25 protein-coding genes are annotated in these 22,330 nt (G+C 62.7%); 17 read left to right on the forward strand and 8 right to left on the reverse strand.

The features are described 5' to 3' along the window. The first annotated feature begins 34 nt into the window (after positions 1-34). Positions 35-1,162, forward strand: a complete 1,128-nt coding sequence (locus C453_RS08100) for a glycosyltransferase family 4 protein (RefSeq protein WP_008323792.1) — start codon at positions 35-37, stop codon at positions 1,160-1,162. On the opposite strand, the gene C453_RS08105 is transcribed toward C453_RS08100, so the two are convergent. The 4 genes from C453_RS08105 to C453_RS08120 all read right to left on the reverse strand — a co-directional run bounded on the left by C453_RS08105 (position 1,159) and on the right by C453_RS08120 (position 4,404). Continuing rightward, entirely contained in the window at positions 1,159-1,587 is a 429-nt protein-coding gene (locus C453_RS08105) for a hypothetical protein (protein ID WP_008323793.1), read from the reverse strand. The two genes, C453_RS08100 and C453_RS08105, sit on opposite strands and share 4 nt — an antisense overlap. 99 nt (positions 1,588-1,686) lie before the next feature. Next, positions 1,687-2,433: a DUF2797 domain-containing protein gene (locus C453_RS08110; RefSeq protein ID WP_008323794.1), complete on the reverse strand. Its 747-nt coding sequence runs from the start codon at positions 2,431-2,433 to the stop codon at positions 1,687-1,689. 60 nt (positions 2,434-2,493) lie between these two features. After that, complete coding sequence (locus C453_RS08115) at positions 2,494-3,441, reverse strand: NAD-dependent epimerase/dehydratase family protein (protein ID WP_008323795.1); 948 nt, start codon at positions 3,439-3,441, stop codon at positions 2,494-2,496. Positions 3,442-3,507: 66 nt separating this feature from the next. Next, on the reverse strand, positions 3,508-4,404 hold the full coding sequence (locus tag C453_RS08120; protein WP_193788059.1) for an SDR family oxidoreductase: 897 nt from the start codon (positions 4,402-4,404) through the stop codon (positions 3,508-3,510). A 99-nt stretch (positions 4,405-4,503) separates the two neighbouring features. Between C453_RS08120 and C453_RS08125 the strand changes: the two genes are divergently transcribed. The 7 genes from C453_RS08125 to C453_RS08155 all read left to right on the forward strand — a co-directional run bounded on the left by C453_RS08125 (position 4,504) and on the right by C453_RS08155 (position 10,488). Then, entirely contained in the window at positions 4,504-5,046 is a 543-nt protein-coding gene (locus C453_RS08125; protein WP_008323797.1) for a tRNA (cytidine(56)-2'-O)-methyltransferase, read from the forward strand. 157 nt (positions 5,047-5,203) lie between these two features. Next, positions 5,204-5,734, forward strand: coding sequence for a transcription factor TFIIE subunit alpha (locus C453_RS08130; RefSeq protein ID WP_007539517.1), 531 nt, complete (start codon positions 5,204-5,206; stop codon positions 5,732-5,734). A gap of 3 nt (positions 5,735-5,737) precedes the next feature. Continuing rightward, positions 5,738-6,415, forward strand: coding sequence for a DUF2110 family protein (locus tag C453_RS08135; protein ID WP_008323798.1), 678 nt, complete (start codon positions 5,738-5,740; stop codon positions 6,413-6,415). Between the two features lie 4 nt (positions 6,416-6,419). Beyond that, the gene (locus C453_RS08140) at positions 6,420-7,205 is read left to right on the forward strand and encodes a DUF5803 family protein (protein WP_008323799.1); all 786 of its coding nucleotides are present in this window, start codon (positions 6,420-6,422) and stop codon (positions 7,203-7,205) included. A 69-nt stretch (positions 7,206-7,274) separates the two neighbouring features. Next, positions 7,275-7,967 carry a competence/damage-inducible protein A gene (locus C453_RS08145; RefSeq protein WP_008323800.1) on the forward strand — a complete coding sequence of 231 codons (693 nt, stop codon included), beginning with the start codon at positions 7,275-7,277 and terminating at the stop codon, positions 7,965-7,967. A 282-nt stretch (positions 7,968-8,249) separates the two neighbouring features. Beyond that, a complete protein-coding gene (locus C453_RS08150) occupies positions 8,250-9,314 on the forward strand; it encodes an ATP-NAD kinase family protein (RefSeq protein WP_008323802.1) in 1,065 nt (354 codons plus the stop codon). Positions 9,315-9,456: 142 nt separating this feature from the next. Then, positions 9,457-10,488: a phosphate signaling complex PhoU family protein gene (locus C453_RS08155; protein WP_007539530.1), complete on the forward strand. Its 1,032-nt coding sequence runs from the start codon at positions 9,457-9,459 to the stop codon at positions 10,486-10,488. A gap of 47 nt (positions 10,489-10,535) precedes the next feature. Here C453_RS08155 and C453_RS08160 read toward each other — a convergent pair whose 3' ends face one another. Both C453_RS08160 and C453_RS08165 read right to left on the reverse strand, forming a co-directional pair. Further along, a complete protein-coding gene (locus C453_RS08160) occupies positions 10,536-10,913 on the reverse strand; it encodes a DUF7528 family protein (RefSeq protein WP_007539532.1) in 378 nt (125 codons plus the stop codon). 225 nt (positions 10,914-11,138) lie between these two features. Beyond that, complete coding sequence (locus C453_RS08165; protein WP_008323804.1) at positions 11,139-12,329, reverse strand: LEA type 2 family protein; 1,191 nt, start codon at positions 12,327-12,329, stop codon at positions 11,139-11,141. A gap of 120 nt (positions 12,330-12,449) precedes the next feature. Between C453_RS08165 and C453_RS08170 the strand changes: the two genes are divergently transcribed. The 3 genes from C453_RS08170 to C453_RS08180 all read left to right on the forward strand — a co-directional run bounded on the left by C453_RS08170 (position 12,450) and on the right by C453_RS08180 (position 13,404). Beyond that, a complete protein-coding gene (locus C453_RS08170) occupies positions 12,450-12,632 on the forward strand; it encodes a DUF7525 family protein (RefSeq protein WP_008323805.1) in 183 nt (60 codons plus the stop codon). Between the two features lie 69 nt (positions 12,633-12,701). Then, positions 12,702-12,926, forward strand: coding sequence for a DUF7123 family protein (locus C453_RS08175; protein WP_007539538.1), 225 nt, complete (start codon positions 12,702-12,704; stop codon positions 12,924-12,926). 43 nt (positions 12,927-12,969) lie between these two features. Then, positions 12,970-13,404 carry an SRPBCC family protein gene (locus C453_RS08180; protein WP_008323806.1) on the forward strand — a complete coding sequence of 145 codons (435 nt, stop codon included), beginning with the start codon at positions 12,970-12,972 and terminating at the stop codon, positions 13,402-13,404. 445 nt (positions 13,405-13,849) lie between these two features. On the opposite strand, the gene C453_RS08185 is transcribed toward C453_RS08180, so the two are convergent. Next, entirely contained in the window at positions 13,850-15,373 is a 1,524-nt protein-coding gene (locus tag C453_RS08185; RefSeq protein WP_008323807.1) for an aldehyde dehydrogenase family protein, read from the reverse strand. A 175-nt stretch (positions 15,374-15,548) separates the two neighbouring features. Between C453_RS08185 and C453_RS08190 the strand changes: the two genes are divergently transcribed. Beyond that, positions 15,549-16,268: a helix-turn-helix domain-containing protein gene (locus C453_RS08190; protein WP_008323808.1), complete on the forward strand. Its 720-nt coding sequence runs from the start codon at positions 15,549-15,551 to the stop codon at positions 16,266-16,268. A 15-nt stretch (positions 16,269-16,283) separates the two neighbouring features. Here the strand turns inward: C453_RS08190 and C453_RS08195 are convergent, their stop codons facing one another. Continuing rightward, complete coding sequence (locus C453_RS08195) at positions 16,284-17,123, reverse strand: proline dehydrogenase family protein (RefSeq protein WP_008323810.1); 840 nt, start codon at positions 17,121-17,123, stop codon at positions 16,284-16,286. A 353-nt stretch (positions 17,124-17,476) separates the two neighbouring features. On the opposite strand from C453_RS08195, the gene C453_RS08200 reads away from it, so the two are divergent. The 5 genes from C453_RS08200 to C453_RS08220 are packed head-to-tail and all read left to right on the forward strand — an operon-like array spanning position 17,477 to position 22,292. Beyond that, positions 17,477-18,619, forward strand: coding sequence for an ABC transporter substrate-binding protein (locus C453_RS08200; RefSeq protein WP_008323811.1), 1,143 nt, complete (start codon positions 17,477-17,479; stop codon positions 18,617-18,619). Between the two features lie 52 nt (positions 18,620-18,671). Then, complete coding sequence (locus C453_RS08205; RefSeq protein WP_049907581.1) at positions 18,672-19,613, forward strand: branched-chain amino acid ABC transporter permease; 942 nt, start codon at positions 18,672-18,674, stop codon at positions 19,611-19,613. Next, the gene (locus tag C453_RS08210) at positions 19,610-20,752 is read left to right on the forward strand and encodes a branched-chain amino acid ABC transporter permease (protein WP_008323813.1); all 1,143 of its coding nucleotides are present in this window, start codon (positions 19,610-19,612) and stop codon (positions 20,750-20,752) included. Before C453_RS08205 ends, C453_RS08210 begins: the two co-directional genes overlap by 4 nt. Next, a complete protein-coding gene (locus C453_RS08215; protein WP_008323814.1) occupies positions 20,749-21,558 on the forward strand; it encodes an ABC transporter ATP-binding protein in 810 nt (269 codons plus the stop codon). The genes C453_RS08210 and C453_RS08215 overlap by 4 nt, the downstream gene beginning before the upstream one ends. After that, on the forward strand, positions 21,555-22,292 hold the full coding sequence (locus C453_RS08220; protein WP_008323815.1) for an ABC transporter ATP-binding protein: 738 nt from the start codon (positions 21,555-21,557) through the stop codon (positions 22,290-22,292). The genes C453_RS08215 and C453_RS08220 overlap by 4 nt, the downstream gene beginning before the upstream one ends. Positions 22,293-22,330 lie beyond the last annotated feature (38 nt).

Here is a 22,330-nt window from a genome sequence, read left to right on the forward strand (position 1 = left end):
AACGGTTTATCCCGTTCGGGTAGCAGAACCCGCTATGCAGTCGGTCGCCGCGTTCACCGACACGTACCTGCCGACCGTCAATGGCGTCACCTACACCATTCAGACGTGGCGCGAGCGGTGGCACCGTCGCGGCGGTCGGATGGACGTCGTCTTCCCGCGCGACGACGAGTACACGCCGGAATCAGGCGAGTACGGGGTCCGAAGCCTCCCGTTCCCGTTCTACGAAGGACTCCGAATCGGTGCGCCGCGAGTCCCGAAGGCCGTCGAGGACGCCGATATCGTACACGCCCACACGCCATTCGGACTCGGACTGGCAGGCCTGCGACTCGCTCGCCGCACGAACATCCCGCTCGTTGCGACGTATCACACGCCCACCGCCGAGTACGCCGAGTATCTCAGCTCCATCGGCGCTATCGAGCGCAGTGTCGAACGGACCGCAGAGCGCTACGAGCGCTGGTTCTTCGACCGCGCGGATGCCGTCATCGTCCCGAGTGAGGACGCGAAGCGCCGCCTCCGTCACGTCCTCGGCGTCGATTCGGACGTCATCGTCCTCTCGAACGGCATCGACATCGAACAGTTCTCGCCGGTCGTTGGCAACGACTTCCGCGAGCGATACGACCTCGGAAGTGGCCCACTCGTCGGGTACACCGGCCGACACGGCTACGAGAAGGAACTCGACGAACTCATCCGCGCAGCAGCCGACCTCGACGCGACGCTCGTGTTTGGCGGCGACGGCCCCGCCCGCGACGACCTCGAAGCGTTGGCCGCGGACCTCGACGTAGACGCGCGGTTCCTCGGCTTCCTCGACCGCGAGGAACTCCCGGCGTTCTACTCCGCGCTCGACGTGTTCGGCTTCCCGAGCCCGGTCGAGACACAGGGGCTCGTCGCGCTGGAGGCCAACGCCTGCGGCACACCTGTCGTCGGCGTCGACGCCGGTGCACTCGAAGATACAGTCGTGGATGGACGGACTGGCTACCACTACGACCGGGGAGACACAGACGGATTCAGTCGCGCGATTCGGCGTGCACTCGACGAGCGCGACACGCTCAGTTCGAACTGTCTGGAACGGCGCGACGAGGTGAGCGTCGAACACTCGGTCGACCGATTGGCGACGCTCTACGATCGATTGACGGCGAATAAGAAGACGCGTCGGACGCGTTAGTCGCGGTCTTCGAGCGCGTCGGCGATGCGGCGCAGTTCGCGGTTCACGTCACGAACTTCGTCTCGGAGCTGTCGAACCTCGCGAACGAGCTGTTCGTCGCTGCCGCTTCCCTGTTCTGGGTCGCGCGGGCCGGCGCTCGGACCGCCACCCATGCCACCTGGGCCGCCGCCCATGCCGCCGGGGCCGCCACCGCCGCCCATCATACCGCTCATCATCTGTGCGAAGGGGTTGCCGCCGCCACCCATGCCACCGGGGCCGCCACCGCCCATCATCTCTTCGGGGCTCGGTCGGTCGCCCTCTTCTCGCTCCTTCTCGCGGCGCTTGCGAATCTCTTCGACCCGCTCGCGGAACGACTTTTCTTCTTCTCCGCCCTCTTCACCCTCGTCGGGAGCCTGCGTCTCGTCTGCGGGTTCGTCGTCTGCCATGGGGGCGGATTGGCCGTCCACGCGGAAAGTGCTGACGGTCTCTGAAGATTCCGAGACGAGAGTCCATGGTGGGTCATCCGACCGGCGTCTGCCGGTCTGTCACCCGAACGACCCGAGACTCGACTGTAGTGCTCGTTCGGTCCCGCCCTCGGCGAGTTCGTAGCCGACGAGGTCGCGCATGTCGACCGCGTAGGTTGTCCCTCCATTGTCGAGCAAGAGGACGCGACCTTTGACCCCGCGGACGGTCCCGGTGGCGATGGTTTCGGCGACCGGTGCCTCCCGGAGGTCGAACCCGTAGTCGAAGTCGTAGGTCTCGATGGGGTCGAACTCCGTGAGGAGCGCGTCCCACGCTTGGGCATCGACGCGCCGACCGAGCCCATCGATTTTGGTCGGGACGCGGATTCGGTCGGGAATCTCCGACGCGAGTTCGGCTTCGTACTCCCGGGCGACGCGACCGTCCGAGAAGGTTCGAATGTGGGCACCGCTGTCTGCGCCCTGCTCGCGGAGTCGTGTTTCCAGACGCCACTCGCGGGTGACGCCGACTTTGAACGTGTCAGGAGCGAAGGCCGCGAGGTACACGGCGTGGTCCTCGAAACAGTCCATCTCGTCTTTCAGACACGTCCCGGTACACTTCGCACAGACCCACGTGCTTCGGTGGTCAGGACAGTACGGCGCGCCCTCGTTCTCGCAGGCGACATGGCGGTCGTCGTGAATCGTCCCCGCGCAGTGGCGGTCTTCGAGGCGGTACTCGAGGTCGGTCCCCGATTCGAGCGTCACCGAACCGAGACCGTCGCTCGTGCTCACGAACAGCGCGGGAGTTCCGGTATCGTAGCCGACGACCTGCACGACACGGGATAGGAATTGGTGGTAAAAAGGTGGCTCGCTCGCGGCCGATTCGAGTGCGGACTACTCGTATTCGGCTTGCAGTTCCGCGTAGAGTTCTTCGGCGGCCCGGCGAACCGCATCGTCGCTGGAGGCGGTCGGTTCCCACCCGAGGGCGGAGAGTTTCTCGATAGAGAGGCGCATCTTCGGTACGTCGCCGGTCCAGCCGCGGTCGCCGCCGGTGTACTCGTAGTCGGGGTCGAGACCCATCACGTCGGCGACGATGTTCGCGATGGTTGTCACCGAGGTGGTCGTCCGCGTGCCGAGATTGTAGACGTTGTACTCGCGGTCGGCGTTCTCGACGACGTGGCACATCGCGTCCACGCAGTCTTCGACGTGGAGATAGGACTTCTCCTGTCGGCCGTTACCGAGGATTTCGAGCGTGTCTGGGTTCTCCAGCAACTTCTCGATGAAGTCCGGGATGACGTTGCCGCGCTGTTTCGGGCCGACGATGTTGGCGAAGCGGTACATGTAGACCGTGAAGTCGTAGGAGTGGGCGAACGTCGAGAGGAGGCCTTCGTCTGCGAGTTTCGACGACCCGTAGATGCTGATGGGTTCGAGTGGGGCGTAATCCTCCGGCGTCGGGCGCGGGGCCTCGCCGTAAATCGTCGAAGAGGAGGTGAAGGCGATTTCGTCGACGCCGGCTTCCTGCATCCGTTCGAGGACGTTGTACGTCATCTCGGTGTTCTCCTCGAACAGTTGGCGGGGGTTCCCGTAGTTCGTGTCCGTGTAGGCGGCGAAGTGGAAGACGATATCGAGGTCTTCGGTGACGACGTCGGCCACGTCGTCGGGGTCGCACATGTCCGCCTGCGCGAACTCGACGCCCTCGGGGACGCGCTCACGTGTCCCTTTCGAGAGGTCGTCCGCGACGAGAACGTCGTTGTCGGCGGCGAGTCGGCCCGCGAGGTGAGAGCCGACCAGACCTGCACCCCCGGTCACGAGGATGCGTTTGTCGGAAAGTTCCAGAGACATACCCCAGATAAGTCTGCCGAGTGGTAAGTCCGTTTCCCCATCTTCTCGCTCACACTGACTCGAAGCTCAGGGCCACGAGAGACCAGTCACTTCCTCGCTCAACTCCCAGAGGTTCCGAGCAAGTTTGTCGTCGCGGGCGGTCGAAGACGGCTCGGCCCGCTCGCAGTCTGAGAAGTACGCACCCTGCACGGCAGCGACTTCGGGAGACGCCGCGAGACAGACCGACGTCTCTGCGCCCTCCGAAGGGGAATTTACGAAGCCGCTGGTGAGGAACCGAGGCAACCGGGCAAGCACACCGACGCCCAACCGAACCCGAAGCGACGCGTCGCGCCAGAGACCACTCGACGGAACGAACCCGGGGTGGCAGCAGTTCGCCGTCGGGCCGTCGAGTCTGCGGGCGAGTTCCCTCGTGAAGAGAATATTCGCCACCTTCGACCGGGCGTACGCACCGAGGCCGTCGTAGTTACCGATTTCGGTCACGTCGAACGCTCCGTCAGCGCGGCGGTGGACTTCCGAAGCGACGGTGACGACGCGACCATCGCTCGGAAGCAGGTCGTGGAGGTCGTGTGTGAGGACGAACGGCGCGAGGTGGTTGACGGCGAAGGTCTTCTCGACGCCGTCGCCGGTCAGTTCTCCGGTCGGAAAATGCCCACCGGCGTTGTTGACGAGGATATCGAGACTATCGGTCCGGTCGCGGACCTCGTCGGCGAGCCGGTGAACTCGCTCCATTTCGGCGAGGTCGGCGCTGAAGAACACCGATTCACCGCCTGAATCGTCTATTTCGGTGGCGACATCCCGACCCGCGTCGCGGTCGCGCCCGTGGACGAAGACAGTCGCTCCGAGTCGTCCGAGCGCGAGTGCCGTCTCGCGGCCGACGCCCGAGGTTGCACCGGTAACGAGAACCGTTTGCCCCGTGAGGTCGCGGTCTTCGACTCCGGCTTCGACTTCCGGTCTGTGACCCATGGAAGATGCTGGAGCGTCGTCGGTGATAAACTTCAGTAGGATGAAACACCGCGCCCGCGTTCCGAAAGCACCACTTTCCTCGACCATCTCCGAGACAGTATGCAAGACGAACCCGAAGTCGCCGTCCTCCGGTACGGGCACCGGCCGGGACGCGACGACCGGATGACGACGCACGTCGGCTTGACTGCGCGCGCGCTCGGTGCCGACCGGGTCATCTTCCCGGACAACGCCGGCCACTCACAGGAGACCGTCGAAGACATCACCGGGCGATTCGGCGGCCCGTTCGACGTCGAACTCACCGAGGGCCTCAACGGCGTCATCAGAAACTGGACGGGCAAAATCGTCCACCTGACGATGTACGGCGAGCGCGTGCAGGATGTCGAGGAGGACATCCGCGAGGCTCACACCGAGGAACCAATTCTCGTCGTCGTCGGTGGCGAGAAAGTCCCCTTCGAGGTGTACGACGAAGCAGATTGGAACGTTGGCGTCACGAATCAACCACATTCGGAGGTCGCGGGCCTCGCAGTCTTCCTCGACCGCCTGTTCGACGGCCGCGAACTCGACCGTGAGTGGGAGGACGCCGAGAACCGAGTCGTTCCGATGGAGACAGGGAAGAAAGTCGTTCCCGCCGAAGACGAGTAGACGGGGACGTCGCAAGTGGGTGCCACACGGCGCGAACTGTCTGCGTGCCAGCGCGTTCGACGCGGCACGACTCGTCGGCGTATTGGCACACGGCGCGGGCCCCACGCGTGCGGGGGAGTGATAAGACTTAATGGCGTTCCTGACGCCAATTTCGACAATGGCTTTTGAGGAGCTGCTGAACGACCCTGTCATCCAAAAGTACCTCCACGAGTTGGTCGGACCGACGGGGATGCCTGTTGCTGCGGCACCCCCGGACGGTGAGGTAACCGACGAGGAACTCGCCGAAGAGCTCGGTCTCGAGCTCAACGACGTTCGTCGCGCGCTCTTTATTCTCTACGAGAACGACCTCGCGTCCTACCGACGCGTTCGTGACGAGGACTCTGGATGGCTCACCTATCTCTGGACCTTCCACTACGAGAACATCCCGGAGAACCTCGAAGAGGAGATGTACCGCCTGCTGGAGGCGCTCGAAGACCGCCTCGAATACGAACGGAACCACGAGTTCTACCTCTCCGAACCGGCGGGTATCCGCTTTGAGTTCTCCGAGGCAATGGAACTCGGTTTCCAGTGTCCTGAAACTGGTGCACCGCTCGAACCGATGGACAACGACGACCTCGTCGACGCGATGGAGCACCGAATCACGGAACTCCGAGACGAGCTCAACGTCGAAGTGACGGGTACAAACTAATCGATGGTTGTACTCGCAACGAAATGCTACATCGACGGCGACGCACGTAACCGCGCGCTCGACAGTCTCCAATCGCTCGTCGCCAACGACATCGGCGACCTCGACGTGGACTACGACATCGGCGTGCGCGACGACGACTTCATCTCGGTCACTATCACGGGCGACGACGCAACTGTCGCGCGGAACGTCCTGCGTGAGACGTGGGGCGAGGTGACGCCACACCTGTCTGCAGGTGAGGAGTACGTCGGAACGCTCGAACACTGGGACGACGACGGTATCGTCCTCGACGCGGGCCAAGAGGTTCGCGTCCCGACCGACGAACTCGGTCTCGGACGCGGGTCCGCGACACAGGTTCGTGACCGGTTCGGACTCGTCCAGCACGTCCCGCTTCGGTTCGTCTACGGCGGCGAGGACGAACCCTCGCGGCTCGCTGACGACGAAATCGACCGCCTCTACGAGTGGACACGCGGCAGTGACCGCGTCAACGTCAACAGTGCCACCCGCGGCGAGGTTCGCGCCACGGTGAACCGCGCCGGCCACGCGAACGACATCGTGACCGTCGAGCGACTCGGACTGCTCGAACAGAGCATCATCTGCCGCGACGAGACCGACGGGCCGGGACTCCTCGCGAGCATCGGCTCGTACCTGCCGGCAGAACTCAAGTGCGTCATCGGCCAGTAGGACGATGAACAAGCGACTCCTCGTCGGTTTCGCCGGGTTTGCCCTCCTCCTCGTCACCGCCGGGTGTCTCGGGGGAACGAGTAGCGTCGCGAGCGACCGCCTCGACGCAGACCCGGCCGAGACCTACGCGTGGGAATCTGACGCCGACGCGCACATCACCGTCCAAGACAACGGCCGCTTCCGCGCCGTCTACGACGTGAACTCCTCGTCGCTCGAACTGTACCGGTTCGACGGCTTCGGTAGTCGAACGCCGCTTTCTGTCGAGGCGCTCCGATACAGATACGAAAACGGGACCGTCGTCAACGGGACAGAGCTTCGCGCCCGCGGCGGCGACGTGACGCGAAACAACCGAATCACGAACGTCACGCTTCCGGCCGAGGCGAACGGCGACGGAAAGCTCGCGTTTACCTCGTCGTCCACGCCGAAGCGGTTCGCGCTCCCGGTGCTCGTCGAGGGGTCCTACGAGGTGGTCTTACCGCCAAACCGCCGCGTCGACTTCCCAATCTTCGGCTCCGTCCAACCGGGCGGCTACGAGACTGAGGTCGTCGGCGACCAACTCCACATCGAGTGGACGAACGTCACCGAACGGAACGTCGTCGTGCAGTTCTACCTGCAGCGTGACCTCGGTATCTTCGCGGTCATCGCCGCCGTCTCGATACTCGTCGGCGGGGCTGGGATGCTCTACTACCGCCGACAGATAGAGGCGCTTCGCGAACGGCGCGAAGAACTCGGTCTCGACGTCGAAGTCGACGACGACGACCGGCGCGGGCCGCCGCCGGGAATGGGCTGAGACGACTCGATTTCTCCACCCCTCGCCGGGGCGGACGCCTTTTTGCTCGTCACTCCCTTACCCCGGGGTATGAAGGCTGCTGTGGTTACCGTCGGAGACGAACTCCTCGCCGGTGACACCGTCAACACGAACGCGACGTGGCTGTGTACGCAGTTGACCGAACGCGGCGTCACCGTCGAGCGCGTGACAACGCTGCCCGACCGCGTCGACGATATCGCCCGCGTCGTCAACGAATATCACGCCGAGTACGACGCTGTCATCGTCACCGGCGGCCTCGGACCGACACACGACGACGTGACCATGGACGCTGTCGCTGCCGCATTCGGGCGGGAGTTGGAACCACACGAGGAAGCAGCGACGTGGCTGGAGACGAACGGTGGCTACTCTGCGGCAGACCTCGTGAAGGGGACGACAGACCTCCCCGCGGGAGCTCGGATGCTTCCGAACGAGACGGGTGTCGCGCCGGGCGCTGTCGTCGGCTCAGTCTACGTTCTGCCGGGCGTTCCAGACGAGATGAAGACGATGTTCGGCCGTATCGCCGACGAGTTCGCCGGCGAAACCAACCACGTCCGGTTCGTCCACACGTCGGAGCCCGAGAGTTCACTCATCGAGCGATTCGAAGCGCTGCAGTCCGAGTTCGACGTGCGGGTCGGGAGCTACCCCGGCGACCACGTCCGAGTGAAGCTTGCAGCCACCGACGAATCGACGGTGGAAGCGGCAGTCGCGTGGCTCGAAGAACGTGTAGAGCCTCACGAAGAGTAGTCGGCAGAGTGGTCCGTCGCGAAAATTGGGCGCCTGTGTTAGCGCTGGAGGTACCAGAGCCACCCAGCGGTCAAGAGAACACTCGCAAGGAGGACGACACCTGCCGTCTCCGAGGTCGGTAACACCTGCTCGGCAGTTTCTAACGGAATCATACGTGACAGTTGCCGCTGCAGCCCCCTTAAACGGTGAGGTTCCGGCGACAGTCGACTTCGAGTGAATGTACCGACAGCGCAGACCACCGTGCATCGCGGTACTTTTCTCTGCCCCGCCGTTGGGTCCGGTATGCGAATCGGTGTCGTCGTCAACCCCGTGGCAGGCATGGGCGGTCGAGTCGGACTAAAGGGGACCGACGGGAAGGTCGACGAGGCCCGCGCCCGCGGTGCCGAGCCCAGAGCGCCCGAACGGGCAGGTCGCGCTCTTTCTCGCCTCGCTGAGCTCGCCCCCGAAACGAGCCTCCTCGCTTGGGGTGACCCGATGGGTGCATCACTCGCGCGCGAGGCGGGCTTCGACCCCGACGTGCTCGGCGAGCCAGCGGGTGCGGAGACGACCGCCGACGACACCATGGCGGCTGTCGAAGCCTTCGTCGATGCCGGTGTCGACCTCGTCCTGTTCGTCGGCGGCGACGGAACCGCAGCAGATGTCGCAGACGCACTCGACGGCCACGACGTGCCGATGCTCGGCGTCCCCGCAGGGGTGAAAGTCTACTCGTCGGTCTTCGCTGTCTCACCTGAGGACGCCGCCGTCGCGGCCACGACGTTCGAGCGAACCGAAGCGCGAGAGGTCATGGACATCGACGAAGACGACTACCGCTCGGGCGAGGTTCAGCCAGAACTCCGGGCTGTCGCGCACGTCCCGGTCGCCGAAGACCTCCAATCGTCGAAACAGACTGGCGGCGGGACAGTCGAGGCACTCGCCGCGGGCGTCGCAGATGACATTCGAGGGAGCGACGGTGTCACCTACGTCCTCGGTCCCGGGAGCACCGTTGGCGCGGTAAAAGCCGAACTCGGAATCGACGGCTCGGCGTTGGGCGTCGACCTCTACCGCGACGGTGAGGTGCTCGTCCGCGACGCCACCGAGGCCGAGATTCTGGCGAACCTCGGCGAGGAGAACGTCATCGTCGTCACGCCAATTGGCGGGCAGGGGTTCGTTTTCGGTCGCGGAAACCCACAACTCTCACCGGACGTGATTCGACGCTGCGACGTGCGAGTCGTCGCCTCGCGGTCGAAACTCGATACGATACCCGTGCTCCGCGTCGACACCGACGACCCCGACCTCGACGAGGAACTCCGCGGGTGGACCAAAGTTCGCGTCGGCCGAGTCGAGCGCCGGATGATGAAAATCGTGTGAGTTCCGGGCGAAGAGTGAATCTTCGTGTGGCCAATCGGAATAAAAGAGAACAATTTCACGCTAACCAATCTCACCCCCATACATTATTCATCTCAGTTGGCGTATAGTGGGGTTTAAGGTCATAGAAAGGGTGATGACTCGCATGGAGACAAGGAAAGTCCAGCGTCTCGGGCCGTCGACGCTGGCGATGACACTCCCAGCGGAGTGGGCACGGGAACACGACGTCGAGAAAGGCGACGAAGTTTCCATACGAACGAGCGGAAAAGGAACGCTGACCGTTCTTCCCGAGTCGGTGAGCACCGAAGATTCGACCGCGACGATTCGAGCGGACAAACTCAACGCAGAGGCGCTCGAACGGGCTATCGTCGCACAGTACGTACTCGGACGCCGCGTCATTCACATCGAAAAGAGCGAGGGCGCGCTCGACTCAGACCACATCAACGCCGTCTACAAAGCCGAGACACAGCTTATGGGACTCGGCGTTATCGAGGAGACGCCTGAGCGAATCGCCATCCGGTGTTCGGTCGATGCGGAGGACTTCACGCTCGACAACCTGCTCGAACGACTGGAGAACACGGGCAGTACGATGCGCGGCGAGGCCGTGAAGGCACTCGCCCACGGCAACCCCGACCTCGCACAACGCGCACTCAACCGCGAGCGACAGGCGAACAAGATTTTCGTCCTGTTGCTCCGTCTCATCTTCACCTCGTACCAAAACCCCAATCTCGCGCGAGCGGTCGGTCTCCATTCCGGATTCCCGCTCATCGGGTACCGGTCTGTGGCGAAGAACCTCGAACTGACCGCCGACAACGCCGAGGACATCGCCAACATCGTCATGGACGCCGAGGGCCACAGCATCGACGTGGACCAGTCGACGATGCGGCGCATCCGCGAGTTCACAGACCACGTGGACGAAATCACGACCACCGCCGTTCGCGCGGTCGTCGAACGCGACTACGACCTCACCATCGAATGTCGCGAGCTCTTCCGCGAGATTCGAGACCGCGAGCGCGACATCCTCAACGACCTCCCCGAGATGGAAAACCAGAAACTCCTCCAGATTCGGGAGGTCCTCGTCAGTCTCCAGCAGACTGCACAGTACGCGATGCGGAACGCCGAAATCGCGGCGAACCTGTCGCTCAACAAAGAGTCTGAGCACGTAACGCTTCACTGAGTCGGTCGCGGGTCGCCGAGTCGGTCATCGACTCGGCCGCCGCAGACTCAGTCAGCGACTAACTCGACTTCGGTATTTTGCTCCGGCGACTCCTTCTCGCCGGTCAGGGGATTTCGACGGGCAATTCGGCAGTCGAACGCCGGGTGTTCGCCGAAGTGTCTGATTATCATGTGCCGCCGCGACCCGGTGATACCGGTTCGACCGACGTCTTCGGCCGTAAACGTCTCCGGCAGTCGGTCGTACAGACGGCGCAGTTCCTCGAAACTCGCAAACACCTTCGCGTTGCCGGTCGAGTCGGCACCGCGCCGAGAGACGACGTAGCTGCCGTCCTGTCGGTACTCGCCAGCAGTTCGGAAGAACTCTCGTTTCTCTGTCAACGCCGAGCCGATAGCGTCTTGCAAGTCAGCAGCGGCGTCTCGGGACAATTCACAGGTCTGACCATCGATGGAGACGACGATGCGTTCGTCGTCGCTTTCGACGGTTACGGGGTTCTCATCACGGGAGAAGAACTCGATCAGGAGCGTGGGTACTCCGCGTCATACACACTGCTATTGCGGCCCACTGTAAAGAACTATCGACCGGGACAGGATTGGCCGACGAATAGTAGGCAAATCGCAGATAGTGGTGAGAGAGTGACGATACGAGGTGAGTTACAACAACCCGTCGTCAGTCGTGGTCGTTCCCGAGTCGGACTCCGTGGTCGTCGCCGTAGGCGTCGGTTCGGTGGTTGGGGTTGGAGTCGCAGTTGGCGAGTCGGTCGGTGACGACGTGGTCTGCCCCTCGGCCGTCGTCGTTTGTGTATCTGCCTCCGATGCGGTCGTCGTCTGTTCCGAGTCGCCCGTCTCGGTCGTCTCCGAGTCAGCCGTCGCCGACTCGCCAGACTCAGAGGCTGCCTTGTTGCCGAAGATGTCGGTCTCGAACGTCTTCTCGTAGGTTAGCGCGTCGAGCGGGACAGAGAACGTCGTGCCCGCGGCGTCAATCTTCGCGTCGAACTCGATGCGGAGGTCGGTCGTCTGGTTGCGCTCGATGTGGGTCACCCACCAATCGTCGAGGTTCTCGTTGTCGATGTAGGTGGTCGCCTCGATTGTCTTGGTCGATTCGGGCGGGATGACGTACTCGGACTCGGTCGTTCCGTTTCCGACTTTCACGTCGTTCATCGAGATTCCGTAGCCGAGTTCGGAGATTGCGACAGGGTACGACTTGGGGTTGTGGACGACGAACGTGAGGTCGAGTGCGGTCTGCTCTTCGGTCGTCTCGCCCCATTCGGCGCGTGTCTCGTTGATGTAGAGCACCGGGTCAGAAACGACAGGCGCGCTCGCATTCACCTCGCGCGTCTCCGTGGAGTTGAACGCCGAGAGCAGGTCGGTGTCGATAGACCGGGTTATCTCGGGGGCCTCGAACGACTGGCCGAGCGTCGAGGACGTGACCGTGGCGTTCACCGCGAGGTCCGTGTGCTCGCCGTTCTGGATGTGCGACACCCACCAGTCGGGGATGCGCTCGTTCGAGAGTGCGGTCCGGAGGGGCACTGCGGTCGTTCCCTGCCCGATAGAGACGCCGTCTTTCGAGCCGTCGGCCATCCGAATACCGTTCATCGAGACGGCGTAGTCGACCGAAATCCCCGAGAGATTGGCCGAAATCGGGTTCGGATTCGAGACGCGCACGTCGGTCTCGATGATGGTCGCCGTCTCGTTGACGCCGGCGAATCGGTTGTCGACGCCGTCGACGCTCGGTGCACCGATGATTCCCATCGCGTACGCGCCGCCGATGCCACCGGCGACGACAAGAAGTGCGACGAGGACGATACGAATGCGCCCGCCGAGTACTGCTGACACAAGTCCCATTGTACTGTTCCACGCGGACGGTGGTACAAAGGTCGAACGGCCGACGACGTATTTGCTCTGTGCCCGCACGACGCACGGAGTGTCGAATGAACTAAGTGGGCACCAACGAACGTCGGGATTATGGAGACGAAGACGGTGCAATCGGACAAATCCATCGGCTTTGCAGCACTCTTCAGCGTTCTCACGCTCGTCGGTGCTGGGCTGATGGTCGCTGGACCCGACCAACTGACCAAAGCAGCCGGATTCGCTGTGGCTATCGTCGCCGCCTCGCTCGCGGTGGCGGGAGCCCACATGTTCCAGTAAGCGCAGTCAGGCGGTCGGTCGCTCTGACGGGTAATCGTTAAGAAGTCACGTTCCCTAGGCGAGTCGAGGATGAACGAGTTCACCGACGAGGAAAAGCGCATTCTCACGTACCTCCAAGAGAGTGTTAGTCGCGGAGAGAGCTACTTCCGTGCAAAGAACATCGCAGAAGCCATCGGGCTGACGGCTAAACAGGTCGGTGTTCGGCTGCCGCGACTCGCAGAGAAGTCCGAAGACGTCGAAATCGAAAAGTGGGGTCGCGCCCGCTCGACGACGTGGCGCGTCACCCTCAGCTAGGTCGATTCCGCGGTTTTTTACTTTGGAGTAACGAGGTTAGCTCATGACCGTCCGCGTGAAACGAACGTTCGAGTTCGACGCCCCCGGTGAGCGCGTGTGGGAATTCATCTCCGACCCCGCGAAGCGAGCAGGCTCGATAAGTGTCGTCGACCGGTACGACATCTCCGACGACGGCCGACGTGCGACGTGGTATCTCGAACTTCCGATTCCGCTCGTTCGCTCGACGGTGACGGTCGAGACCGAAGACGTCGACGTCGAACCACCGACCCACGTCCGGTTCGTCGGACGGTCGCGGGTCATGCACGTCTCCGGTGAGCACACTATCGAGTCCGACAGCGACGACAGCTGCCGGTTAGTCAACGAGTTCGTCGTCGACGGCCGTCTGCCGGGCGTCGAGACGTTCTTCGAGCGGAACCTAGACCGCGAGCTACAGAACCTCGAAGCGGCGCTCCGCGAGGAACTCGAAGCGACCGCCTGAGACCGGACGACGCCCAAAATTCACGCGGTACGGATTCGCATGCGGCACGTGATGGGGTGTTGCGGTGGGTTTATCAACATTCACTCCCAACCGATATTCGCCGACGCAATAGGCGCTTTTCTCGCCAGACGTCGGCGACTCCACATCCGCCGCACCCGCCGCAACGTATCGGGGTCCGTTGTGGCACCCAACGACGTGGCCACGTCGTTTCGCGCCCCCAAGCCCGGTGGGGGCGTTCCCACCCCTCGTCTCTCCTCACCTCGCCAACGGGTGACCTGAGACCACAGGGCTTCCTCCTCCGCCCTTTCGATGTCGTCTCTGTCGTTTTCGATGCTGACTCTGCGGTGAGCGACGCCTCTCGTGTGTGAGTTGACGTTCCGGTCGAGTCGTCACTCGCCGTCGAGCGTCGAAGAAAGAAAGTGCGGGGCCGCGAGTAAACGCCGTGTTAGTCGTCTTTGGTCTTGATGTCCGCAGAGAGGCCCTGTGCCATGCGGATCTCCTTGGAGTTGTTGAGCGTCCACGCGGTGCGCTCGGTGACCGCTTCGATGATTTCGCGGGCCGACGGGTAGCCGTTGCCGGACTTCTTGACGCCACCGAACGGGAGGTGGACCTCGGCACCGATACACGGGAGGTTCCCGTAGGCGAGACCGACTTCCGCGTTGTCGCGGAAGTAGTTGATCTGGCGGTAATCCTCGGAGATGATGGCACCGGCGAGACCGTAGTCGGTGTCGTTCTGAATCTCGACGGCCTCTTCGATGTCACCGGAGTACTTCAGGAGCGCGACGTGCGGACCGAAGACTTCCTCGTGCGTACAGCGGAGGTCTTCCTTGGCGTCGGCTTCGTAGACGAACGGGCCGACCCAGTGACCGTCTTCGTGACCTTCGGGAATCTCGTCGTCGTCGAGTTCCGTGCGGTCGACGAGGACGTTCACGTCTTCCTTCTGTGCGAGTTCGGCGTAGCTGCGGACCTTTTCGAGGTGGCCCTCCTCGATGAGGGGACCCATGAAGGTGTCTTCGCGGAGCGGGTCGCCGACAGAGACGTCCTTCGCGAGTTCGACGAAGCGCTCTTTGAACTCGTCGTAGACGTCCTCGTGAACGACGAGGCGCTCGGAGGAGACACAGCGCTGGCCGGTCGTCTTGAACGACGACATGACCGCGGAGTGGACCGCGATGTCGAGGTCTGCCTTCTCGGTGATGACGATGTTGTTCTTGCCACCCATCTCACACGCGGCGAGGGTGCCGGGCTGTTGGGCGACCTTCGAGGCGACTTCGTGGCCGACTTCGGCGGACCCCGTAAAGAGGACCGTGTCGGTGCGCTCGTCGTCGACGATGGAGGCACCGGTGTCGCCGAAGCCCTGGACCATGTTGAACACGCCGTCCGGGATGCCAGCGTCTTCGAACATCTCGGCGATAATCTGGCCACACCACGGCGTCTGCTCGGCGGGCTTCCAGACGACGGTGTTCCCCTCGACGAGCGCGACGGCCATGTGCCAGAACGGAATTGCGACCGGGAAGTTCCACGGGGTGATACAGCCGACGACGCCGCGGGGCTTGCGGCGCATGTAGGCGTCCTTGCTCGGGATTTCACTCGGGATGACGTCGCCCTTAGGGTGGCGGGCGTCGCCTGCGGCCCACTCGACCATGTGGTAGGCCTCGATAACGTCGGCGCGGCCTTCGGAAATCTCCTTGCCACACTCTTTGGTCACGATTTCGGCGAGTTCCTCGGTTCGCTCTCGCAGTTCGTGGTAGATGTCCCACAGGTACTCCGCACGGTCGATGTGCGAGAGTTCGCGCCACTCTTCGAAGGCTTCGTCGGCTGCCTCCATGGCAACGTCGATGTCTTCTGGTGTGCCTCGTCGGAACGTCGCCAGCGTCTCTCCGGTCGCCGGGTTCTCGCTTTCGAACGTCTCCTCCCCGGAGCCGTCTACCCATTCGCCGTCGATATAGTGTTGATATACGTCCTGCGCCATAGTGGTGTTATTTGCGGAACTTACATTAATAACCCCGTCACCGTCCATGGGAGGGAAGTGTTTTCTACTATGATGTATTATCGTCATAGTTCGACGAGCATCCTGTTTGTTTAGAAACCATTCTTCCGTCGTGAGCATAGACAACGTCTTACATCCTCGTCTACAATGCCGCCATATGAGCGAGCGCATGGCTGGGCAGGGCACGCGCCTGACGCTCGACCTCTGGCATCCGAACTGTTGGGCGATAGAGGCCACAGACGAGCACAGAGGCGGCATACTGGCACACGCAATCTACGACGCGCCGACGGCAGGAATCGAACGGGCAAACGGACTCTTTACGGCCTACGGCGAATCTATCGACGAGGTCGAGACGCTCTTGGATACGATTGCCGATTCGGAATTGACCGGCGACGTTCTCGAGCTCCAAGAGCGGTTCGACCCCCGCGGCCGACGGGTCGCACCCGGGTCGGTCGCGCGCGAGTTCTTCCTCGAATACGACCCGAGCGACATGATTTGCCCGCGACTCCTCGAACAGGGGTTCGTTCACAGCGCACCTACACAAATCGAAGGCGGTCGCGAGAAGTGGCAGGTCTGGTTCGCCGGCGAGCGCACCGAGATACAGGGTCGCATCGACAAGGTGATGGACTGCACGAACGCCGACATCCGCGTCGACTCCATCTCCTCGACAGAAGGCGCAGAGCCCGAGCGGGGTCGGCGGTTAGACACGCTCACCCGGAGTCAACGTGAGGCGTTCGAACTGGCCAGAGAGGAGGGGTACTACCGGTGGCCCCGCGAGATATCGACCAGAGAACTCGCGTCCAAGATGGACATCTCGAAGACCACGCTACTCGAACATCTCAGGAAAGCGGAAGCGAAGTTGCTGGATCCTCAGTAAAGCTGAATCGCCCGCTTAGATACCGGTAACTGCGCGCAGCGCGAACAGCGCGTTTTCCTTGCGCTCGCGCACGCGACGGTAGAAGTACTGGAACCACTTGTCACCGTAGGGGACGTACTGCCACATCTCGACGTCGTCGGCGACGAGGTCACGCTGTGCGTCTTCGCGGACGCCCATCAGCATCTGAACCTCGTACGGCGTCCCGTACTGTCCGTGGAGGTCGTGTGCGTGCGACAACATCGATGGGTCGTGGCTGCCGACGGCGATGCCGTTGTCGAACTCGGTGAACATGTATTCGAGCAGTTCTTTGTACACCTCGTCGACCTTCGCTTTCTTCTTGTAGGCGACCGACGCCGGTTCGTTGTACGCACCTTTGACGAGACGGACCTTTCCAGGGACGTCCGCGAGGCGTTCGAGGTCGTCGGGCGTTCGCTTCAGGTTCGCCTGCACACAGACGCCGACGTTGCCGTCGGTCTGGTGTCCGAGGTCGTCGACTGCGTCGAGCGTTACGTCAGTCGTCGTATAATCTTCCATGTCGACCCAGACGAATACGTCGTCCTCTGCGGCGGCACCGACGATGCGGTCGAGGTTTTCGCGGAACACGTCGTCGCCGACGTCCAGTCCAATCTGCGATGGCTTGACGGAGATACAGCCATCGAGGCCGGACGCTGCAAGTTGTTCGACGAGCGAGACGTACGCGGCTGCGTCTTCGTCGGCTCCTTGGCGAGCACTGTAGTGCTCTCCGAGGAGGTTCAGTATTCCACAGATGCCGTCACGGTTCAGCGACTCGACGTGCGAGAGCGCGTCGTCAGCCGTCTCACCCGCCACGAAATTGTTCGCGATGGGGGGAATCATCGAATCGGTCTACTTTGAGTGTGTGCCTAAAGGGTATCCCTACCAAATTATTCTGCCCGGAAATTATCGAATCAAAACACGTAATCGGTCGACAGAGCTTGGATCAAGCTATCACCGACCATGGGCGGTTACAGGTATATCTACGACAATCGTTGAGGATTCCTTGTTATGATACCGCAAGACAGGATCGTAGAACACTGCTGAAGCTGTCAGGTCTTTCACTCGTCGGGGCAACCGCGGGCTGTCTCGAAAGCGACGAGGAATCGACACCCACCGACTCGAACGGTGGCGGTGGCGGTAGTGACGGCGGCGACGGCGAGGACACCACAACCGCAAGCGACGACGGTGGAAGCATGTCTTCCTACACCATCGGGATGGTCGACTCGCTCACAGGGTCGCTCGCGCCGTATGGTGAACGGAACACGCGCGGTCGCAAGCTGGCAGTCGAAGCAATCAACGAAGTCGGTATCGGCGAAGACGAGACGCCACTCAACATCGCCGTCGAGGACGACGAGAGTACGAATCAGGGCGGCGTCAACGCGGCGCAGAAGCTCGTCAATCAAGACGGCGTCCCACTGCTCATCGGGTCTGTCGGGTCCGGTGTCTCCATCGCCATCCACGACAGTGTCGTGAAGGGCTCCGGTGTCGTCCAAATCAGCCAGAACAGTACGAGTCCCGAACTGACGTCGCGCCCGGAACTGCTCCGTATGAGCCCGTCCGGTGCAGCCAAGGGGAAGGCACTCGCCAACCTCGTCAACGATGACGGCCACGACACCGTCGCCGTGACGTGGATTAACAACGACTACGGGACCGGCCTCTCCGACGTGTTCGCCGAGACGTTCGAATCCGAACTCGACGGGACCGTCGAATACAACCAACCCCACGACCAGGGGCAGTCGTCGTACAGTGGGATTCTCACCGAGATGGCCTCGACGGACGCCTCTGCGTGGGTGTTCATCACCTACGCGAACGAGTTCACCGTGATGGCCAACGAAGGGTTCGACCAGGGCTACAACACGCAAGTCGACTACTACGGTGCCGAGTCGACCATCGCCGACTCCATCATCGAGAACACCCCGGCAGGCAGCATGGATGGCATGAAGGGTATCACCGAGAGCGCCCCGAGTGACCAAGACAACTACCAGAACTTCGTCTCCGAGTTCGAATCGGCCTACGACGCGTCGCCGACAGTGTGGTCTGCGTACGCCTACGACGCTGTCACCGTCGCCGCACTCGCCATCGAGGCCGCTGGCGAATTCTCGAGTGACGCCCTCGCGGAAGTCGTCCGCGACGTGACTCGGCCAGATGGCGAGGAAGTCTTCAACTTCGCCGAGGCTGTCGAGATACTCCGCGACGGAGGCTCGGCGAGCGACATCAACTATCAGGGCGTCAGCGGTCCTGTCGACCTCGACGAGAACGGCGACCCGCCGGGCTTCTACCAAGTCTACAGCGTCGCGGACCACAGCTACGAATTCGGCGACTACATCACCAGCTAGACATGCACGTAGGGACCGAGCGCCAACTGACCGATTTCGGAGGGGTGGCGCAGTGATACCACTTCAAATCAGCCCCTTCCAATATATCGTCAACGGCGTGGTGTTTTCGAGCATCATCGTGCTCGCGGCCATCGGCCTGTCGTTAGTCTACAGCATCGCCGACTTCGCGAACTTCGCTCACGGAGACCTGATGACCGTCGGGGCATTCTCAGGGTTGTTCTCGGTGGCCATCTTCCGCCCCATGCTCGGCGATGTAGGCCTGTTCGGCCTCCCGCTGTGGTTCTTCCTCGCGCTCGCATTCGGGATGGTCGCCGCAGCAGTCATCGCCGTCGTCACCGACCGCATCATCTACCAACCGATGGAAGACTCGGGGTCTATCGGACTACTCATCACGAGTATCGGTGTGGCGCTCGTCTACCGGGCGTCGATATTCCTGTCGTTCGGGTCTGACTCCGAGCGCTACGGCGTCGCCCGACAGGGACCGATTCCGTGGATTCGCGAGTCGTTCGGCGTCGCGATCACGCCGCGGAACTTCGTCGTCGTCATCCTCGCGACGGTGCTCGTAACCGGACTCCACCTGACCCTGACGCGAACCACGTTGGGACGGAAGATGCGCGCGACCGCCGACAACGCGGACCTCGCACGAGTTAGTGGGATTCGAACCGACGAGGTCATCATCGCGATGTGGCTCATCGGCGGCGCACTCGCCGCCGCGGGCGGCGTCTTCCTCGGATTGGAAGAACTCGTCCGGCCGCGCATGGGCTTCGACATCCTGCTCATCGTGTTCGCGGCCGTCATCCTCGGCGGCATCGGGTCGGTCTACGGCGCGATGCTCGGCGGCCTCGTCATCGGGATGGTTCACGAACTCGTTCCGCTGTTCAATCAGTGGGGCATCATCCCAGTCGGGTCGCGGTACGCCGCTGCAGTTGCATTCGTCATCATGGTCGCAATCTTGCTCGTCAAACCGAGCGGAATCGTGGGTGAGAGCGGATGAGCGTCGCAACCTGGGTGAACGACACACTGGTTCGCGACCCGACAGAGCGGCGTATATTCGCGACGCTCGCTATCATTACGGCACTGCTCGTCGTCGGCGTCTTCGCCGGCGTCATCGGCCCGCGGTTCCTGTTGTTCCAGGTCGCACTGGTCGGCATGTATGCACTGCTCTCGTTGGGCCTCAACGTCCAGTGGGGGTACGCGGGTCTCATTAACTTCAGTGTCGCCGCGTTCTGGGGGCTCGGTGCCTACAGCGCCGCGCTCTTGACCGCGCCAAACTCGCCGCTCGGAATGGGACTCCACCCCATCTTCGGCTTCCTCGCGGCAATCGTCGTGAGTGCGCTCGTCGCGATACTCATCGGTATCCCGACGCTCCGCCTGCGCGAGGACTACCTCGCTATCGCCAGTCTCGGACTGGCGGAGGTCATCCGCCTCATCATCCTGAACGAGCGTCAGTGGACCGCGGGGTCCAGCGGTATCAGCGGCATCCCGTCGCTGCTTGAGTGGCTCCCGCTGACCAGCGCCGCGACGACGGCGAGCATCGTCGTCGTCCTCCTCGCGCTGACGTACCTGTTCCTCCGGCGCATCCACCGGTCGCCGTGGGGGCGCGTCCTCAGGACCATCCGGTCCGACGAAGACCTCGCGAAGGCGCTCGGCAAGGACACCTACCGGTTCAAGATGCAGGCGTTCGTCGTCGGCAGCGTCGTCATGGCCATCGCTGGCGCGTTCTATGCGCATCTGAACCTCTACATCGACCCCTCCGACCTCGTTCCCCTGACGACGTTCTACATCTGGATTGCCGTCATCCTCGGCGGGACCGGGTCGAACCGCGGGGCAGTCGTCGGCGCAGCCGTCGTCATCGCCATCCGTGAGGGGTCGCGCTTCCTCAACGACATCGCCTTCATCGGCAACTTGGGACTCGACGTGGCACCGCTTCGGTTGCTGTTCGTCGGCATCCTCATCATCCTCATCATGCGCTACCGGCAGGATGGACTCCTTCCACCGAAGGACGAGCTCATCTGGCCGTCGGCGCAGAAGGAATCGAGTGCCGCCAGCCGCGGTGCTGCAGCCTCTGACGGAGGTGTCGTCACAGACGGCACCACGTCGGGCGGACCGTCCGACGGAGGTGAGAACCAATGAGCAACGACGGCGTCTACGAGGGCGCACATCTCGACAAAGACGACCCGGTATTGAAGACGAGAGGACTTGAGAAAGCGTTCGGTGGGCTCGTCGCCACCGACGACGTCTCCATCGAAATCGAGCGCGGAACCATCACGGGGATGATTGGCCCGAACGGCGCGGGGAAGTCCACGCTGTTCAACCTCATCTCCGGGTTCTACGAGGCCGACGCAGGGAGCGTGTTCGTCAACCAGACTGACGTGAGCGACATGACGCCGCCCGAGCGCGCCCACGAAGGACTCGTTCGGACGTTCCAGACGCCACGTCGCCTCGAAGGGATGAGCGTCCGCGAAGCGATGCTCGTCGGCCCCGGTCCACAGACCGGTGAGTCGATTTTCCCGCTTTTCTTCTCGGCGGACGACGTGACCCGAGAAGAGCGCGCGAACCTCGAACAGGCAGAAGAGCTGCTCGAACGCTTCGAAATCTCCCACCTCATCGACCAACCGTCGACTGACCTCTCCGGTGGGCAGTTGAAGCTCGTCGAGTTGGCGCGGGCCTTCACGACGAATCCCGACATCCTGCTCCTCGACGAGCCTGTCGCCGGTGTCAACCCGACACTCGCAAACGACATCAAGCGGTTCATCCGCGAACTCAACGAGGAGGGTCAGACCTTCCTCATCATCGAACACGACATGCCATTTATCATGGACCTCGCCGACCCCATCATCGTCCTCGACCAGGGGCGCGTACTGATGGAAGGCTCGCCGAAGGAAGTTCGTACGGACGACCGCGTTATCGAGGCGTACCTCGGAGGTGCTGGCCCATGACGGAACGAGCACTCGACGTGAGCGGCGTCGACAGCGGGTACGGAGAAGTGCAGGTCCTCCGCGACCTCAATCTCCACCTCAACGACGACGAAATCGTCTGTATCATCGGCCCGAACGGTGCCGGGAAGTCGACGGTCCTCAAGACCGTCTTCGGCCTCCTGAAGCCGTGGACCGGCTCGGTGGACCTCTCCGGAAAAGACATCACCGGCGAAGACCCTGCTGACCTCGTCCGAACCGGCATGGGATACGTCCCGCAGGTTGACAACGTGTTCTCGTCGCTCACTATCGAGGAGAACCTCCGCATGGGCGGTGTCGCCCGTTCCGGAGGACTCGACGAGCGAATCGAGGAACTGTACGACCAGTTCCCGATTATCGACGAAAAGCGGACCGCGAAGGCGAAGACGCTCTCGGGTGGTCAACGACAGGTGCTCGCGTTCGCGCGTGCGCTCGTCATGGAACCCGAAGTGCTCCTCATCGACGAGCCGTCCGCTGGCCTCGCACCGAACATCGTGCAGTCGGTGTTCGAAGACGTACAGAAGGTGAACGAACTCGGAACGGCGGTCCTCATGGTCGAGCAGAACGCTCGCGAGGGCCTCGCCATCTCCGACCGCGGCTACGTCCTCGACCAGGGGACAGTCGCCTACGAGGGCGACGCCGACGGACTCCTCGACGACCCCGAAGTCTCGCGCCTCTACATGGGTGGTGCGGACTACGAGGGCGTCGAAGACCTGTAAGGAACGTCTCCGCCGCGACCATTTTTTCGCACGAAACG

The sequence above is a fragment of the Haloferax elongans ATCC BAA-1513 genome (assembly GCF_000336755.1).
GTDB lineage: Archaea > Halobacteriota > Halobacteria > Halobacteriales > Haloferacaceae > Haloferax > Haloferax elongans.